The organism is Psychrobacter sp. TB15, from assembly GCF_000511655.1.
Taxonomy (GTDB): domain Bacteria; phylum Pseudomonadota; class Gammaproteobacteria; order Pseudomonadales; family Moraxellaceae; genus Psychrobacter; species Psychrobacter submarinus.
This window is the reverse complement of the sequence record NZ_AYXN01000041.1, coordinates 155,589-171,096: the sequence shown is the minus strand read 5'-3', so window position 1 is coordinate 171,096 and position 15,508 is coordinate 155,589. Positions and strand designations below refer to the sequence as shown.

The 15,508-nt window shown below is 45.7% G+C and carries 11 protein-coding genes; 2 read left to right on the top strand and 9 right to left on the bottom strand.

Annotated features, from left to right (window positions below; genetic code table 11):
• Window positions 1-24 precede the first annotated feature (24 nt).
• The gene (gene phoU / locus W234_RS0111355) at window positions 25-753 is read left to right on the top strand and encodes a phosphate signaling complex protein PhoU (protein WP_025646965.1); all 729 of its coding nucleotides are present in this window, start codon (window positions 25-27) and stop codon (window positions 751-753) included.
• A 142-nt stretch (window positions 754-895) separates the two neighbouring features.
• Here phoU and W234_RS0111350 read toward each other — a convergent pair whose 3' ends face one another.
• Window positions 896-1,972 carry an RNA-guided endonuclease InsQ/TnpB family protein gene (locus W234_RS0111350; protein ID WP_025646964.1) on the bottom strand — a complete coding sequence of 359 codons (1,077 nt, stop codon included), beginning with the start codon at window positions 1,970-1,972 and terminating at the stop codon, window positions 896-898.
• Window positions 1,973-2,461: 489 nt separating this feature from the next.
• Here W234_RS0111350 and W234_RS0111345 point away from each other — a divergent pair, with 489 nt between their 5' ends.
• Window positions 2,462-3,172: a TetR/AcrR family transcriptional regulator gene (locus W234_RS0111345; protein WP_025646963.1), complete on the top strand. Its 711-nt coding sequence runs from the start codon at window positions 2,462-2,464 to the stop codon at window positions 3,170-3,172.
• Between the two features lie 181 nt (window positions 3,173-3,353).
• Here the strand turns inward: W234_RS0111345 and W234_RS14000 are convergent, their stop codons facing one another.
• The 8 genes from W234_RS14000 to W234_RS0111305 all read right to left on the bottom strand — a co-directional run bounded on the left by W234_RS14000 (window position 3,354) and on the right by W234_RS0111305 (window position 15,216).
• Window positions 3,354-4,943 (bottom strand): AMP-binding protein, encoded by a 1,590-nt coding sequence (locus tag W234_RS14000; RefSeq protein ID WP_227501960.1) that lies wholly within the window; start codon window positions 4,941-4,943, stop codon window positions 3,354-3,356.
• A 73-nt stretch (window positions 4,944-5,016) separates the two neighbouring features.
• Window positions 5,017-6,105, bottom strand: coding sequence for a CaiB/BaiF CoA transferase family protein (locus W234_RS0111335; RefSeq protein WP_025646962.1), 1,089 nt, complete (start codon window positions 6,103-6,105; stop codon window positions 5,017-5,019).
• Window positions 6,098-8,278, bottom strand: a complete 2,181-nt coding sequence (locus W234_RS0111330) for a 3-hydroxyacyl-CoA dehydrogenase NAD-binding domain-containing protein (RefSeq protein WP_025646961.1) — start codon at window positions 8,276-8,278, stop codon at window positions 6,098-6,100. Before W234_RS0111330 ends, W234_RS0111335 begins: the two co-directional genes overlap by 8 nt.
• A 55-nt stretch (window positions 8,279-8,333) precedes the next feature.
• Window positions 8,334-9,542, bottom strand: a complete 1,209-nt coding sequence (locus W234_RS0111325) for an acetyl-CoA C-acetyltransferase (RefSeq protein ID WP_025646960.1) — start codon at window positions 9,540-9,542, stop codon at window positions 8,334-8,336.
• Window positions 9,543-9,822: 280 nt separating this feature from the next.
• Entirely contained in the window at window positions 9,823-10,974 is a 1,152-nt protein-coding gene (locus W234_RS0111320) for an acyl-CoA dehydrogenase family protein (RefSeq protein ID WP_025646959.1), read from the bottom strand.
• Window positions 10,975-11,520: 546 nt separating this feature from the next.
• Window positions 11,521-12,723, bottom strand: a complete 1,203-nt coding sequence (locus W234_RS0111315) for a 3-oxoadipyl-CoA thiolase (protein WP_025646958.1) — start codon at window positions 12,721-12,723, stop codon at window positions 11,521-11,523.
• Between the two features lie 90 nt (window positions 12,724-12,813).
• Window positions 12,814-14,394 (bottom strand): 3-hydroxyacyl-CoA dehydrogenase, encoded by a 1,581-nt coding sequence (locus W234_RS0111310; RefSeq protein ID WP_037059738.1) that lies wholly within the window; start codon window positions 14,392-14,394, stop codon window positions 12,814-12,816.
• Between the two features lie 45 nt (window positions 14,395-14,439).
• Window positions 14,440-15,216, bottom strand: coding sequence for an enoyl-CoA hydratase (locus W234_RS0111305; protein WP_025646956.1), 777 nt, complete (start codon window positions 15,214-15,216; stop codon window positions 14,440-14,442).
• Window positions 15,217-15,508 lie beyond the last annotated feature (292 nt).

Sequence of the window (15,508 nt, the reverse complement as noted above, 5' to 3'; positions counted from 1 at the left end):
TTTTTGCCTTATGAGGACACCATCATGCCGCATCAAATGGCGCACACCTCGCGCAGCTTTGACCATGATTTAAAAGAAACCACGACCTTATTTTTGCACATGGGCGCGCAAGTGGATGAGCAGGTAGCGCATGCCATGCGCGCCTTGATTGAGAGCGACAGCACGCTAGCGGAGCAGGTGATTGAGCACGACAGCCATATCAATCAAATGGAAGTGCAAATTGATGAGCATATTTTGCTGCTCTTAGCGCGTCGCCAACCTGCCGCGCGTGATTTGCGCTACGTGATGGCGATGAGTAAAGGCGTGGTCGATATCGAGCGCATCGGCGATGAAGCGACCAAAATTGCGCATATGGCCAAACAAATCGCCGCCGAAAATCACAACACCTATTGTCACCATGAAGTACAGCACCTGAGCAACCAAGTACGCTTGATGCTGAACAATGCGCTGCTGGCTTTTGAAAAACTACACGCCAATGAAGCATTTGAAGTGATGCGCGATGATGGTAGTGTTGACTTCGAGTACCAGTCGGCGCTAAGGGCGCTGATGACGTATGTCATGGCAGATGCGCGTCAAGTCACACAAGTGATGAATTTGATGTGGGTACTGCGCGCGCTTGAGCGTATCGGCGACCATGCGCGCAACATCGCCGAGCTGGTAATTTATATCAGTAGCGGCACGGACGTGCGCCACAGCGATTTTCATACCGTCAAGCAAGCGGTCGATGCGTCAAAAGACAAGGGGCTGTCCTAGATAAGCAAAATTATTTAGGATAGCACTATGAGAAAGAGTAAACTAAGTTGGCATAAACAAAACAGACTCATCGAGTTATTTAATTTAAAAGGTTTACTAGGTACCTTGACTTCCTCCCCTCCCTAAAGTGAGGGGATTCCTACTAAAGACGGCCAAGCCCGACCGCGAGAATGTTTTTTGCTCCATTAACATCACGTTGGTGGGTCGTTTTACAAGAACGACAAAACCATACTCTTATACCAAGACCTTCTCTACCTTTCGGACTGTCTTGGCGGGAGCCGCAACACGAGCAGGTTTGGGTGCTGTACGCTTCATTGACTTCAAGATAGTGGCAACCTGCGTTCGCGCATTTGTAATCCAGTTGCCGCTTAATCTCAAACCAACCAGCATCATAGACGGATTTGGCCAGTTTGGATGAAGTGAATGATGTTGATTTAATCTTTCCAACAACGATTAGGCTGTTGGCTTTAACAAGCTTTGATGTGAATTTATGGATCAGATCTTGGCGGGTGTTTTTGATCTTGGCGTGAATGGCACGGACCCGTTTTTTATTCTTGGCTCTTTGGGCAATGGCCAGTTTTTCGGCGTATTGATGGGTCAGCTTAGTGGTTAGAACATCGCCATTACTACTGACCGCTGAATCCTTACAGCCTAAATCAATACCGACTTGGCCAGTGCCGCACTTAATCTTTGGAAATTCTTTAACGGTGATACAGGCATACCAGTAGCCGCGATTGTCTTGCACTAGCTCCAGAGTATTGATGCGGTACAGGGCTAGGTTATAGCTGTCCCATAGATCTATAGTAAGTTTTTTGCCTTTAGCGAGGCTTAGTTGGATAGTGGACTTAAGGCTTTTCTTGCCTGATTGACGGGTTGCTAGATGCTTAATAGCGGTCTTTTTAAAAGGAATCCAGCCCAAACTTCTTCTCTTGGCCTTTGGGTTGTTGGTGCGCCAGTTGAGTTTGGCTTTTTTAAACTGTTTTCGGCTTTTGGAGTGAACCTCACTAATCGCTTGCAAGGTTTGGCTGTGCAGATTTAGGTATTCACCCGCCCCTTTGGTATAAGCGGCCAAGTCATAGGCTGAAAAGAATTTGCCAGTGCGCTGTAAATGTTTAAAACTCAGCTCATTGACGTAGTTCCAGACAAAATTAACTGCACCAGCTAAGATATTAAGCTGAGTGGCGTGTTTGTCTTTGATGCGTAGTTTGAGCGTTTTCATGGATTAATTATGATCTCAATGCAGTTGTTTATCAAGGTATTCACAATATTGTACGACAACGACTGACGTCTGATATCTACGCCCTAGAAGGACGTGGTTTTACGGCGCTGAATGATAAACACCCTTCCTGCCGGCACACGAACGGCTAAGTCTTTACCCTCACCGCTTCCTGAGCAAGCAAACATGAACGTCTGCATGCTCTAGAAGGCGCGCTGCGAGCATGCAACCTGCCGAACCCCACCAACCACGACATAATCAAATTCTATTTTGATATTCTTGTGGTATGCACGCTTGAATTATAATAGTAATTGTAATTACCTTATTGCTGGTTTATAACTATAAACTAAGCATAGGATTTACTGCTTTTATTCTAGATATCCCACTGACTCATTGCAATAAAATGCTTTACAATGGTAATTTTTATTATCATCACTGAATAGTTTGAGCGAAAAGTTAGTTAAATAATGAGCCTATAAGGAACAATAAGATATGCCACCTACTCGATCAAAACCGCCTTCTAACTCTAATCGTAAAAACAAAACTGGCCAACCAAAGAGCAGTAAACTTAAAAAAGACACGCGTACTACGCCTTTAGCTGTAGCGCCTCTGAGTGAGATGCGTCCTGCGACATTAGAGAAAGTAGAAAAAGCGGTTCGTCTGCTTTTTGCCGATAGTGATGCCAGCGATATTACTATGATACAAATTGCCAAGACGGCAAATGTGTCACTGCAGACGCTTTATAAGTACTTTGGCGATAAGCAAACGGTACTTTATACCATTATGGATTTAGTGCTAGGCAGACTTGCCACTAGAATGATGGATCATCTGCAAGGTATCGATAGCGTTGAAGATCGCCTGCGTAAAACGCTATGGGTATGCTTAGATTTTGTCGATACGCATCCAGACGCGGTGATGGTGCTGTCTAAAGTCTCGATAGCGCGTTTTCATAACATCGCAATTTATAATAATAAAGAGCTAATTAATGCATTTTTAAGCGTGCTTGAAGATGGTCAAAAGCGCGGAGTATTAGTAGACACTGTGCCACTGCACATCTTATTTGATGTGTTTATGGGCTTTATTAGTCGCCTTGGTATTATGCAAACAATTCGTCAAGCAGAGGCACCACTAAACGCAAATTTTGATGCTTTATTTAGTATATTGTGGCGCTCTATGTCGAAGCCTGAGTTATCCGACTTATAAGCAGATCATTCATTCAAACCCAGCTATTAAAAAGCTAATTTAGTTAAACTCAGTTTTTTAATAGCCTTTAAACTAAAGCGTTTTTTACGCTTTATTGGCCGCTTTTCTCAGCTCATGACGTAATATTTTACCGACAGTAGATTTTGGCAGCTCGTCTATAAATTCGATATGGCGAGGACATTTATAGCCGGCTAAATTTTTCTTTACACAGCATTTTTATATCCTCCGCCATTAAGTTTTCATCAGCCTTAACGATATAGGCTTTGACCGCCTGTCCTTGGCTTTTATCAGCAATACCAACGACAGAGCACTCGGCAACATTGGGTTGAGTCTCGATGACGTTTTCGACTTCATTAGGATAAACATTAAAGCCGCTGACGATGATCATATCTTTTTTGCGGTCGTATATTTTGATGAAACCTTGCTCATTCATCGAGGCGATATCACCGGTTTTTAGGTAGCCATCAGCAGTGAAAAATTTGGCATTATCGATATTATGATAGGTTGTGATGACGTTATCGCCTTTGATACACATCTCGCCCACCTCATTTAAACCTAGCACCTCATCCCCATCATTGCGAATACTAATATCCACGCCAGGTAGCGGCAAACCGACGTTGCCCGTGTACTCGGTACCATCAAATGGATTGGCAGTTCCTACGCCTAGTGTCTCAGACATCCCCCAGCCTTCCAAAATAGGCAGTCCTGTGATTTCAAGCCAGCGTTTGGCCGTCTCAGGCGTGGCTGCCATACCGCCCACTACCGTTAATTTACATTCTGAGAAATCCAGTTTACGAAAGTCAGAATGGCTGACAAAAGCTTGAAACAGCGTGTTCACCCCGGGCAGCAGATGAAAAGGACGTTTGGCTAAAATTTTAATAAAGCTATCAAGGTCACGCGGGTTAGTGACTAAAGTCAGATGCTGACCGACCGTTAAGCCAACTATCGAGCAGATAAAAGCATAGATATGATACAGCGGCAGGGCAATAATGGTATTCATCTGCACGTTATCAGCCATACCAGCATAGACCGGTTTGAACCATTCAACGTACTGATAAGTCGCGGTGACGACATTTTTATTATTGATTAAGATACCTTTAGCAACCCCTGTCGTGCCGCCAGTATATTGCAACATGAGTAAATCATCTGGGCTGATGTCTGGACGCGTATAAGGTAGGATTTTGGCTTGTTTTAGTAGCGCTTTATAACTGATGACGCTGTAGCTAGCATTGGATGTCAGCTGATAACTAGGAACGGCTTTTTTTAGATATTTTGCGGCGATATCTATTGCCATCCCCTTAGCCGCTCCTAACATATCGCCAATTTTACTAACGACGACGGTTCTGATAAGAGTTTCATCGATTATTGTTTCAAGCGTATTACAAAAAGGTTCTAAAATAAAAATGGCTTTTGCATCGGAGTCAATCAGCTGATGCTTTAACTCGCGAGGGCTATACAGCGGGTTAATGAGGGTGGTCACCATACCTGCACGTATAACACCGATGACAATAGGCAGGTACTGATGAACATTCGGCATCATAATAGCTATGACTGAGCCTTTAGCGAGTCCCAAATTTTGAATCCAAGCGGCAATCTGCAATGACATGCTATCGATTTGCGCATAGGAGTAGCTGACGCCCATATTGCTAGTAAACTGACGATCAGCAAACGCTTGCAATTTATCATCAAATATATCTAGCACCGTACTATGTGGTCGATCTATATAGGCATTAACCCCCGCTGGATAACCCTGTGTCCAAAACTTATCCATAACTTACCTTCCTTGGTAATCGATTTATAGTAGATAATGTTGACCCTGCATCCACAAAAACTAGCTTTTAAATTCAGTCTTTTATAACTTGCCATCCTAATGTTGTCTGGTGCTCATCTTGATGGGCAAATAGTGGATGACTCTTGGCCTCCTCTAAGCTCAGTACTGGCGTTACACAAACGTCTGTAGTCTCAAAAGCTTGCTGCCAAAACTCAAGCGGTTGACTGGCAAACTTATCACTGACTTTTGTGGCCGCCTCACGGCTTTCAGGCAGGTTTGGCATCACCCCGCGCTGCCAATGCGCGTCTTTGAGCTCAGGCAGCCCCAATACCTCGCACAGCCCTTGCCAAAATTTTAGCTCTAGTGAGCCTACCGCTATGTAGCGTTTATCAGACGTTTGATATAAGCGATAACAAGGCAATAGTCCACCCAAGAAGTCATAATTTGGCGGCGGGTTTTGTCCTGAGAAGCTTTTGACGAGCTCCCCTGTCGCTTTTGGCATGACCATATGGTTATACAAGCTATGAGTCATACTCATCGCAACATGGCGACCTTTACCTGTGCGCTGTGCGGCGAATACCGCTGCTAACAAGGCAATTACTGCCGTATCACTACCACCTGCCAAATCGGCAAACTGAATGTTAGGCATGGCCTGCTCACCAGTTGCTGTGCGCAGCTGATCAAGTACGCCACTCATCGCCATAAAGTTGATATCATGACCGGCTTTATCTGCCCAGTCGTGAGCGATTTGAGCGTTATCACTATCGTTAGTCATGCCGTAACCCGTAATAGAGACGATAACCAATTTTGGATTAATAGCATGTAAGGTTTGGGCGTCTAACCCCATCCCTTTTAGCACCCCAGGGCGAAAGCTATCGAGCATGACATCAGCGTCTTTGAGATGCGCTTTGATAACCTCTATGCCTTTGGGGTCGCGAAAATCAACCTTACCGATAGTTTTGCCGTGATTTAAAGCTTCAAACAAGCCGCCTAAAGCGCGGGCAGGATCGCCGCTTTTTGGCTCAACCTTGGTAATCTCAGCGCCCAAATCCGCAAGCAGACGCGTGGCAAAGGGCCCAGGTAGGTTGCGCGTCAAATCTACAACGCGCAGTCCTTGTAAGCAGTCGCTCATACCCTCTATTGCGTGAGCTAAATTAGCCATCCACAAACTCCTCGCCACTTGCAGCCATATCTACCAAAATCTTAGCCGGCTCAAAACGCTCGCCATATTGCTTGGCTAGCTCACGGCTACGAGCGACAAAGCGCTCGACACCCATGGAGTTGATAAACTGCAAAGTGCCGCCTTGGTTTGGAGCAAAACCCCAACCAAAGATAGAGCCGATGTTGGTATCTGCGACCGAGCGCACCACGTTTTCTTCAAAACATTTCGCCGACTCGTTGGCTTGAATAAACATCAAGCGATCGACTAGATCTTGTTGCGAGGGCTGCTCGCTACTGGTTGGATAGAGCTCGGTCAGCTTAGGCCATAGATGCTTGTCGCCTTTGTCTGGATAGTCATAAAAGCCTTTGCCGTTCTTTTTACCTTCGCGCTCATGCTCTTTGACTAAGGTTTTAAGAATGTCGTAAGAGGGACGCATCGCCATGGTTTTACCCTCCACCTCCATATCTTTTTGCTGTTGCTCGCTAACATGCAGCGCTAAGCTTAACGACACCTCATCTTGTAGCGCTAAGGGCGGCATAGGCATACCCGTCTTTAGACCTGCGACCTCAATACTGCGGGGATGCACGCCTTCGCCTAGCATAGCGACGCCTTCTGAGACATAAGTACCAAACACCCGCGAGGTATAAAAGCCGCGACTATCATTGACGACGATTGGGGTTTTGCCGATTTGACCGACGTAATCAAAAGCTTTGGCTAAAGTTGCATCATCGGTTTGCGCGCCTACGATAATCTCAACCAACGGCATCTTATCAACTGGCGAGAAGAAATGCAGACCGATAAACTGCTGCGGGCGCTGGCTGGCCTCAGCCAGTCCGGTGATAGGCAGAGTTGAGGTATTAGACGCATAAACGGCCGTTTCTGGTATAACGGCTTCCGCTTGCTCAGTACACTTAGCTTTGATTTCACGGTTTTCAAACACCGCTTCAATTATCAAATCACAATCTTTTAGGTCGTCATAGGAGACGGTTGGTTTAATACGAGCTAGCAGCGCTTGTTTTTTGTCCTCGGTAGAACGTTTACGGCTGATGGCTTTATCTAAAATAGTCTCAGAATAGGCTTTGCCCTTTTCAGCTCCTGCTATATCTGTATCGAGTAAAACCACATCGATACCGACTTTAGCCGTGACATAAGCGATGCCTGCGCCCATCATACCCGCACCTAAGATACCCACCTTTTTGGTTTGATAGCGCTCAAAGCTATCAGGACGTGATTGGCCTTTTTTGATGTTGTTAAGCTGCGTCCAAAGCGTGCTGATCATATTTCTAGATTCAGGCGATAGCACACAAGCGGCAAAATAGCGCGACTCAAGCTCAAGGCCAGTGTCGATATCGACAATGCATCCTTCAAAGACGCAAGACATTATATGAGTGGTCGCAGGATAATTACCATGCGACTTTTGATTCGCCATCGCAGGCGCGATAGAGAATACTTGTACTACTTTTGGATGCTTGCTATCACCGCCGGGAATTTTAAAGCCCTTTTTATCCCAAGGCTGCTTTGCTTGCGGATTGGCTTTGATCCACGCTTTGGCTTGCGCTAACATATCTTCATTGTCCGTCGCTATAGCGTCGATAAGACCGATATCCATTGCGGCTTTAGGCCGTAGCTCTTTGCCTTGGGTCATTAGCTCTAGCGATTTTTGAATGCCAACTAGCCTTGGTAGACGCTGAGTACCACCGCCGCCAGGTAGCAAGCCAAGTTTGACTTCTGGCAGACCCAGCTTAGTCTTTGGCGAGTCAATCGCAATGCGATAATGACAAGCTAATGCCAGCTCCAACCCGCCGCCAAGCGCCGTTCCTGTCATCGCAGCCACGACGGGCTTGCCTGCGGTCTCAAGCCTGCGGAGGCTGCCTTTTAATTCTTCAACCAAGTCAAAGGCTTGCTGCGCGGTTTGTATATTAGAGAGCTGATCGATATCTGCGCCAACCACGAAACTGTTTTTTGCCGAGGTTAGAATTAAGCCTTTCGCAGAATCATCACCAATAAAGCTGTCCGTCACAGTCGCAAAAGCGTCGTTAAAACCATCGCCGATAACGTTCATTTTACGATCGCTTTGATCGATAGATACGGTGATGATACCCTCATCATCCCGCTCAGCTGAAAAATTTGCTAGCTTGTTTATTGCATCAAAGCTGTCTGTAGTCGTTGTCATTTTTTGTCCCTTAAATGATCTCTTAGTTATCACTATCTATTTAACAGGTAGAGTGTTATACGCGCTCAATGATGGTGGCAATACCCATACCACCGCCGACACATAAGGTAAGCATGGCGGTTTTAAGATCACGGCGCTCAAGCTCGTCGAGCACCGTTGTCATCAGCATCGCACCTGTAGCACCAAGCGGATGACCCATAGCGATAGCGCCGCCATTGACGTTGACGATATCAAGCGAGATGCCAAGATCATCCGCTGTATTCATAGGGACAGCGGCAAAAGCTTCATTAATCTCCCAAAGATCGATATCGGAGGCTTGCATACCCGCCTTGTCGAGTGCTTTTCTACAAGCAGGGGTTGGACCTGTGAGCATGATCGAAGGCTCAGAGCCTATGACTGAGGCCATCGTAATCTTGGCTCGTGGTTTCAGACCGGCTTTTTTGCCTGCAGCAGCGCTGCCGACTAGGCATAACGCGGCACCATCGACGATGCCTGAGGAATTGCCCGCATGATGCACATGATTGACAGTTTCGATAGTGGTGTATTTATCTAAAATCACACTATCAAAACCCATTTGACCAGGCATAGCAAAAGAAGGGTTTAGGCCTGCTAGCGTCTCAGGCGTCGTACTGGGACGAATAGTCTCATCTTTCGCTAATAGCAGCATACCGTTGAGATCTTTGACAGGTACTACTGACTTATCAAAATAGCCCTGCTCCCAAGCTTTGGCAGCTCTTTGGTGTGACTGGGTAGCGAACGCATCGACATCGCTGCGACTAAAACCTTTGAGCGTGGCTATGGTATCGGCACCCACCCCTTGTGGGACAAAACCAGTACCGTCATTGACCCGTGGATCCATGTACCAAGCACCGCCATCAGAACCCATAGGCACACGGCTCATTGACTCGACGCCACCAGCGACGACCATGTCCTCCATACCCGACATGACTTTTGCTGCGGCAAGGTTGATCGACTCAAGCCCTGAGGCGCAGTATCTAGACAGCGTGACGCCTGCAACGCTTTGATCCCAATCGGCATCGAGCACGGCAATACGCGCGATATCAGAACCTTGTTCGCCAACGGGTGTCACACAGCCGAGTACCACATCATCGACTAGACTTGTATCCAAATGATGACGCTGCTGCATCTCTTTTAATAAACCACGCACCAGCCAAATCGGCGATGCTTGATACAAAGAGCCGTCCTGCTTACCCTTGCCGCGCGGCGTACGGATACTGTCAAAAATATAAGCCGTCTCAGTCATAAAATTCCCTTTTTCTGTCCTTCAAATAAATTATTGTCACTAAGCCTTAATTCTAAGGCTGAACTTAATTGTCATAAATCCAGCTCTAGCTTTTATACTATATTCAGTTCGAAATACAACCGATACGCTAATGTATTCGTGCAGTTGTTATAAATTTTACTTGCGTGCTGTGTCGTTGCAGTCAGAGGCTGCGAAAAATTCATCCCAACCGCACTGTATCGTTTTTAAAGTGAATTAACTATAGCGATAATATCAATAAAACAGTGACTTAAAAAAATGGTTACATAAAGCGTGACGCCAGCTCTTTCATAATCTCATTAGTGCCGCCGTATATTTTTTGTACCCGAGCATCGGCATACATGCGAGCGATTGGATACTCTGACATATAGCCATAACCGCCAAACAGTTGCAGACACTCATCCATCGTTTTGCACTGTTTTTCTGTCACCCAGTACTTAATGAGCGAGGCTTGCGCGGCATCAAGTTTACCTTCTATTTGTGCCTCTACTGCTGAATCGCATAAGGTTTTTACCGCTAAATAATCCGCTTGCACCTCAGCGAGCTTAAAGCGCGTATTTTGGAAACCCCAAATCGGCTTGCCAAAAGCTTCACGCTGTTTGACATAATCGAGGGTCAGCTCTAAAGCCAGTTTCATAGCGCCGCAGCCACTCAGAGCAATAATCAGGCGCTCTTGTGGCAACTCCTGCATCATATGCATAAAGCCTAGACCTTCCATACCGCCGAGTATGTTTTTTTGTGGCACACGGACATTATCGAAGAATAGCTCTGAGGTATCTTGTCCGGTAAGGCCCGTCTTTTTGAGGTTACGACCGCGCGAAAACCCTTGTAGATCGTCTGTCTCAACTAGGATAAGAGAGACGCCTTGCGCGCCTTTGTCACGATCTGTTTTACACGCGAGTAGCACAACATTGGCATGCTGACCGTTAGTGATAAAGGTTTTTGAACCATTAATAATATAGTCGTCACCGTCTTTTGTCGCATAAGTCTTAATGGCCTGTAAGTCAGAACCCGTACCCGGTTCGGTCATCGCAATCGCGCCGATATAGTCGCCTGTTGCCATTTTTGGTAATATCGACTTTTTCTGATCTTCTGTGCCAAGCTTATAGATATAAGGCGCCACAATACCTGAATGCACCATACCGCCATACCCGGCTTGGTTCGCCTGCGCTTGCGCCAAAATGATAGCCGCTTCATGACCAAAATCACCGCCACCGCCGCCGTATGCTTCTGGTATTGAGGCACATAAAAAGCCCATCTCGCCCGCCTCTTCCCAAGCATCGCGATCGATCATGCCAGCCTCGCGCCATCCTTCGTCTCTGTCCTCCCAGCTTTGAAACATTTTTAGAGCACTGTCGTACACCATTTCGTGCTCTTCGGTCATCCACTTTGCTGAAAATGTTCTGATGCTCATAATGTCTTTCCTTGACAAGGTTTTCTAGTAATAATTAAATCAATAATGATAGTGCAAAACTTTTTATGGCAGGTTAATAATAAATAGTAATATTTATTACCCTTATAAATTCTTTGATACCGTCTTCAGATATCAAGCCATGGGATTTATACTAGAATAGCAAGTATTATGTTGCAACTCATATTTAAACAATGGTAATTATAATTACCATTGTTTAAATATGAGTTAATAGTTTGTATCAGTAACGCAATTGCTCATACTGATTATGAAAAAGTAAATAGCCGCGGGGTAGCAGCATAGGTAGATAAAATTAGATAACTGAAATGAGACTGAGATGAGATTGCTGGAGCTTTAAGAATTCTATATTAAGAGTCTTAAGTAAAGATGCTTGGTTAAAGAAGCTTAGTTGTGGAAGCTCGATTAAAAAAATGAAAATAAATCAGCATATAAGGGCCATATCGTTGATAACCTATCAAAGAATAGATAAGTAGAACAAGGTGAAAAAACAGGCCCTTTTGCATGAGATTTGAGAGATGACTTATAGGCTCAGACCCGCTCTATGACCATAGCCAGCCCTTGCCCGATACCAATGCATAAGCTAACGACCGCATATCGTCCACCCGTGCGCTGTAGCTCGCGCGCCGTACTTAACGCGAGCCTTGCACCTGATGCACCTAGCGGATGACCGACCGCAATCGCCCCGCCGTTTGGATTAACGCGGGTGTCATCAAAGTGAATATTCAAACCCTTTAGACAACCCAGTACTTGCGAGGCAAAGGCTTCGTTAATCTCGATGATGGACATATCATCAAGGGTCAAATTGGCACGTTTTAGTGCCAGTTTAATCGCCTCAACAGGACCCACGCCCATAATATTTGGCTCAACGCCCATCGCGCCTGAGGATAAAATCTTAGCGATAGGTTTAAACCCTAACCTTTCTTCTGCCTGCGTTGAGCCAATAATTAGCGCCGCTGCGCCATCGTTAATACCCGACGCGTTGCCTGCTGTGACCACGCCATTCTCATTCAAAGGTTTCAGTTTTTGCAAAGCATCCACAGTAGAGCTAGCGCGAGGATGCTCATCTTCCATTATCGCTTCGTCTGGTAATTTTTTACCTTGCGATACCCTAATGGGCGTGATTTCATCGTCAAAGAACCCGGCTTGTTTAGCAGCTTGATATTTCGCTTGCGAGGCGGCTGCGAATTTATCTGCTTCTTCTCGGCTGATATCGTATTTGCGCGCGACATTATCGCCCGTTTGCGGCATACTGTCGCTACCAAATGCTTTGGTTAAAACAGGATTGGGAAATCGGCTACCAATAGTGGTATCAAATACTTTAAAGTCGCGACTAAAAGGCTGCTCAGTTTTGGCAAACACAAATGGCGCGCGGGTCATGGACTCAACGCCACCTGCCAAAAATACATCCCCCTCGTTACAAGTGATACTACGAGCGGCATCAATGACAGTAGATAGCCCTGACGCACATAGACGATTGACGGTTTGACCGGGCGTTGTCACATCTAATCCCCCTAGTAATGCGGCATTGCGAGCAATATTGCGTGAGTCTTCACCCGCTTGGTTGGTATTGCCGATGAGCACTTCATCAAAGATATCGCTGGGCAGTTGGTGCTTTTCAACCAAAGCTTTTATCACTGCCGCGATCATATTATCGGGACGCACGGTGGCAAGTGCGCCGCCATGGCGACCAAAAGGGCTTCTTAAGCCATCATAAATATAGGCATCTAACATCACTTATCCTTGTTGTGTTTTAAGAGTGTATTTGATTAAAATATGGGATTTCGTAACTATACTTGGGCGCGCTAAGTCATTAATAAGCCATTAACCTAAATAGTTGTTTTGTTGAGTAAACAGAGAAATACTAAGCTTAGCGCGGCGCTGTAGCCAAGGGCTGGGACGATAGCGCGGATCACCTGTTAGGGCGTAAATACGCTGTAAGATAAGTAAAATACGCTTGGCTCCCAGCGCATCGCCCCACGAAATCGGACCGAACGGATAACCCAAGCCAAGCTTGACGGCATTGTCGATATCCTTTGGTGTAGCTATGCCTTGCTGCGCCATATCACAACCCAAATTAATTACCATCGCGACCACTCGCTGCGCCACAAAGCCCGTGCTTTCTTTAATTAGCGAAGCACCATCTGAGCCTTCATCCAAACTTTTACCGAATAAAGTATAAGCCTGCATGACAAATTTGTCCTCTGTAACAATACTAGGCATCAACGTACGATGCTTCGATAAGTCCGTTAGCATATCGATGGCAACTGCTTGCTTAGGATCAACTTGATAACGCATAGCGGCATTGGTGGTATCTTCGCCATAAATTGCTAGTAATATTAAACTGTTAGGGTTTGGGGTATTGTTATCGTCGATAGTGATGTCATTAGCGTTTAGATAATCAACCAGCTGTTGTTTATCTGCCGCTAAATCTGCGCCAATCCAAACTGAATTAACGGCTTTGTCAAACACAGCGTTAGAAAAAGACTCTTGAGCGGTATCTGCTGTTGCTTTTTTACCGTCTTGCTTTTTACCATCTATGTACTGATAAAACCCCTCGTCAACTTTACGACCCAGCTTGTTGCCTTCTAACATTTGCCGCGTCAACGGATGCGGGCGGTAGCGCGGCTCGAAGTAATATTGATTATAAATCGACTCCATAACGGGATGCGAGACATCGACCCCTGTCAGATCCATCAGCTCAAACGGTCCCATACGAAAGCCTGCGCCATCGCGCAAAATACGGTCAATCTGCTCAAGACTAGCGACTCCTTCGCCTAGTATTTTTAGCGCCTCTGTACCAAAAGCTCTACCACCATGGTTGACGATAAACCCTGGCGTATCTTTTGCCACGACACCTAAATGTCCCATACGTTTGGCTAAACTGGTAAGTGTCTCTACAACACAATGGTCAGTAGAGATGCCCGGAATCACCTCAACGATTTTCATTAGCGGCACAGGATTAAAGAAGTGAAACCCTGCTACCCGCTCTGGATGCTGACAAACCGAGGCAATGGCAGTCACTGATAGCGATGAGGTATTGGTTGCTAAAATGGTGTCGGTAGGAACAAGGCTGTCTAATTGCTTAAACAACTGCTGTTTGATCTCTAAATTTTCAATAATGGCTTCGATAACGATGTCTACTTCAGCAATTTGCGCGATATCTTCAATCACGGTTAAGTTTGATAGAGTCGCTTGCAATTGCTCATCAGTAAACTTCCCCTTAGCCGCAAGTTTTTCAAGCGTCGCTTGAAGCGATTGGCGTCCTTGCTCAGCGGTTCCTGCTTTGGCATCAAATAACAATACGTTAATGCCTGCTTGCGCGGCGATTTGGGCGATGCCCATACCCATGATACCCGTACCAACAATGGCTAATGATTGCATATCTGATAATGTGATAGTCATAATATTCCTTTATATGATTTAGCGGTGTCTTAAACCCTTAAACGACTACTGTCCTTTGTAGTTGGCGTCGCGCTTTTCCAAAAATGCTTTCGCGCCTTCTTTTTGATCTTCGGTATCGAATAAAATCTGAAAGGCTTTACGCTCTAAGGCCAATGCCGCGGGTAGTGGCATGTCTACCCCAAGGTTGGCGACTTCTTTGATTTGGGTTAAAGCAATAGGCGAATAGCTTGCCAACTGCTCAGCAATCTCGATAGCACGCTTAATAGTCGCCTCATCGTCCACCACTTCAGACACTAGCCCCATTTGATCCGCCTGATCAGCGCTTATCATATCGCCCGTTAAAATGAGCTTCATGGCTTTATGTTTGCCTATGACACGAAACAACCGCTGCGTGCCCCCTGCCCCTGGCATTAATCCTATTTTTATTTCTGGTTGTCCAAACTTCGCAGACTTGCCCGCGACAATGATATCGGCATGCATGGCAAGCTCACAGCCACCGCCCAGCGCATAACCATTGACCGCGGCAATAATGGGCTTACGGCAATCAGTGATGGCATCCCAATAGCGTTCGCTATGACGCAAATAAACATCGACGGTCTTTGCGGTCAAAAAGTCGTTAATATCGGCGCCCGCGGCAAACACTTTATTGCCGCCAGTGAGCACAATAGCCTTGGTCTTTGGGTCATTGTTTAATCGAATAAAAATCTCTGCCATCTGTGCGCGTAACTCAGCGTTTAGGGCGTTGCGCACTTTGGGGCGATTGAGGGTTATCACACTTACGCCATTATCTAGCGTCTCACAAGTAATAATGAGCTCTTCCATGATGCTATCCTTAATAGGTACTTGAGTAGTAGGTTTTTATAGCCAATCCAATATAAGATAAATACAGTGCTACTGGGATGAATTTTGCGCAGCCTCTGGGAACGCAGCACGCAAGGAAAATTTGTAGCAGTAGCACGCTACTGTAGCTATACTCTTTTTATTTAAGATTAGCTATATAACAATAATCCATAAATATCGCACTGCGGTTTTCATAACTGAAATCATTGTAATATGCTTTAGTATAGATTATGCTATTTAGCTCATACAAGCGCTTTATGTAAAACCGTTATTC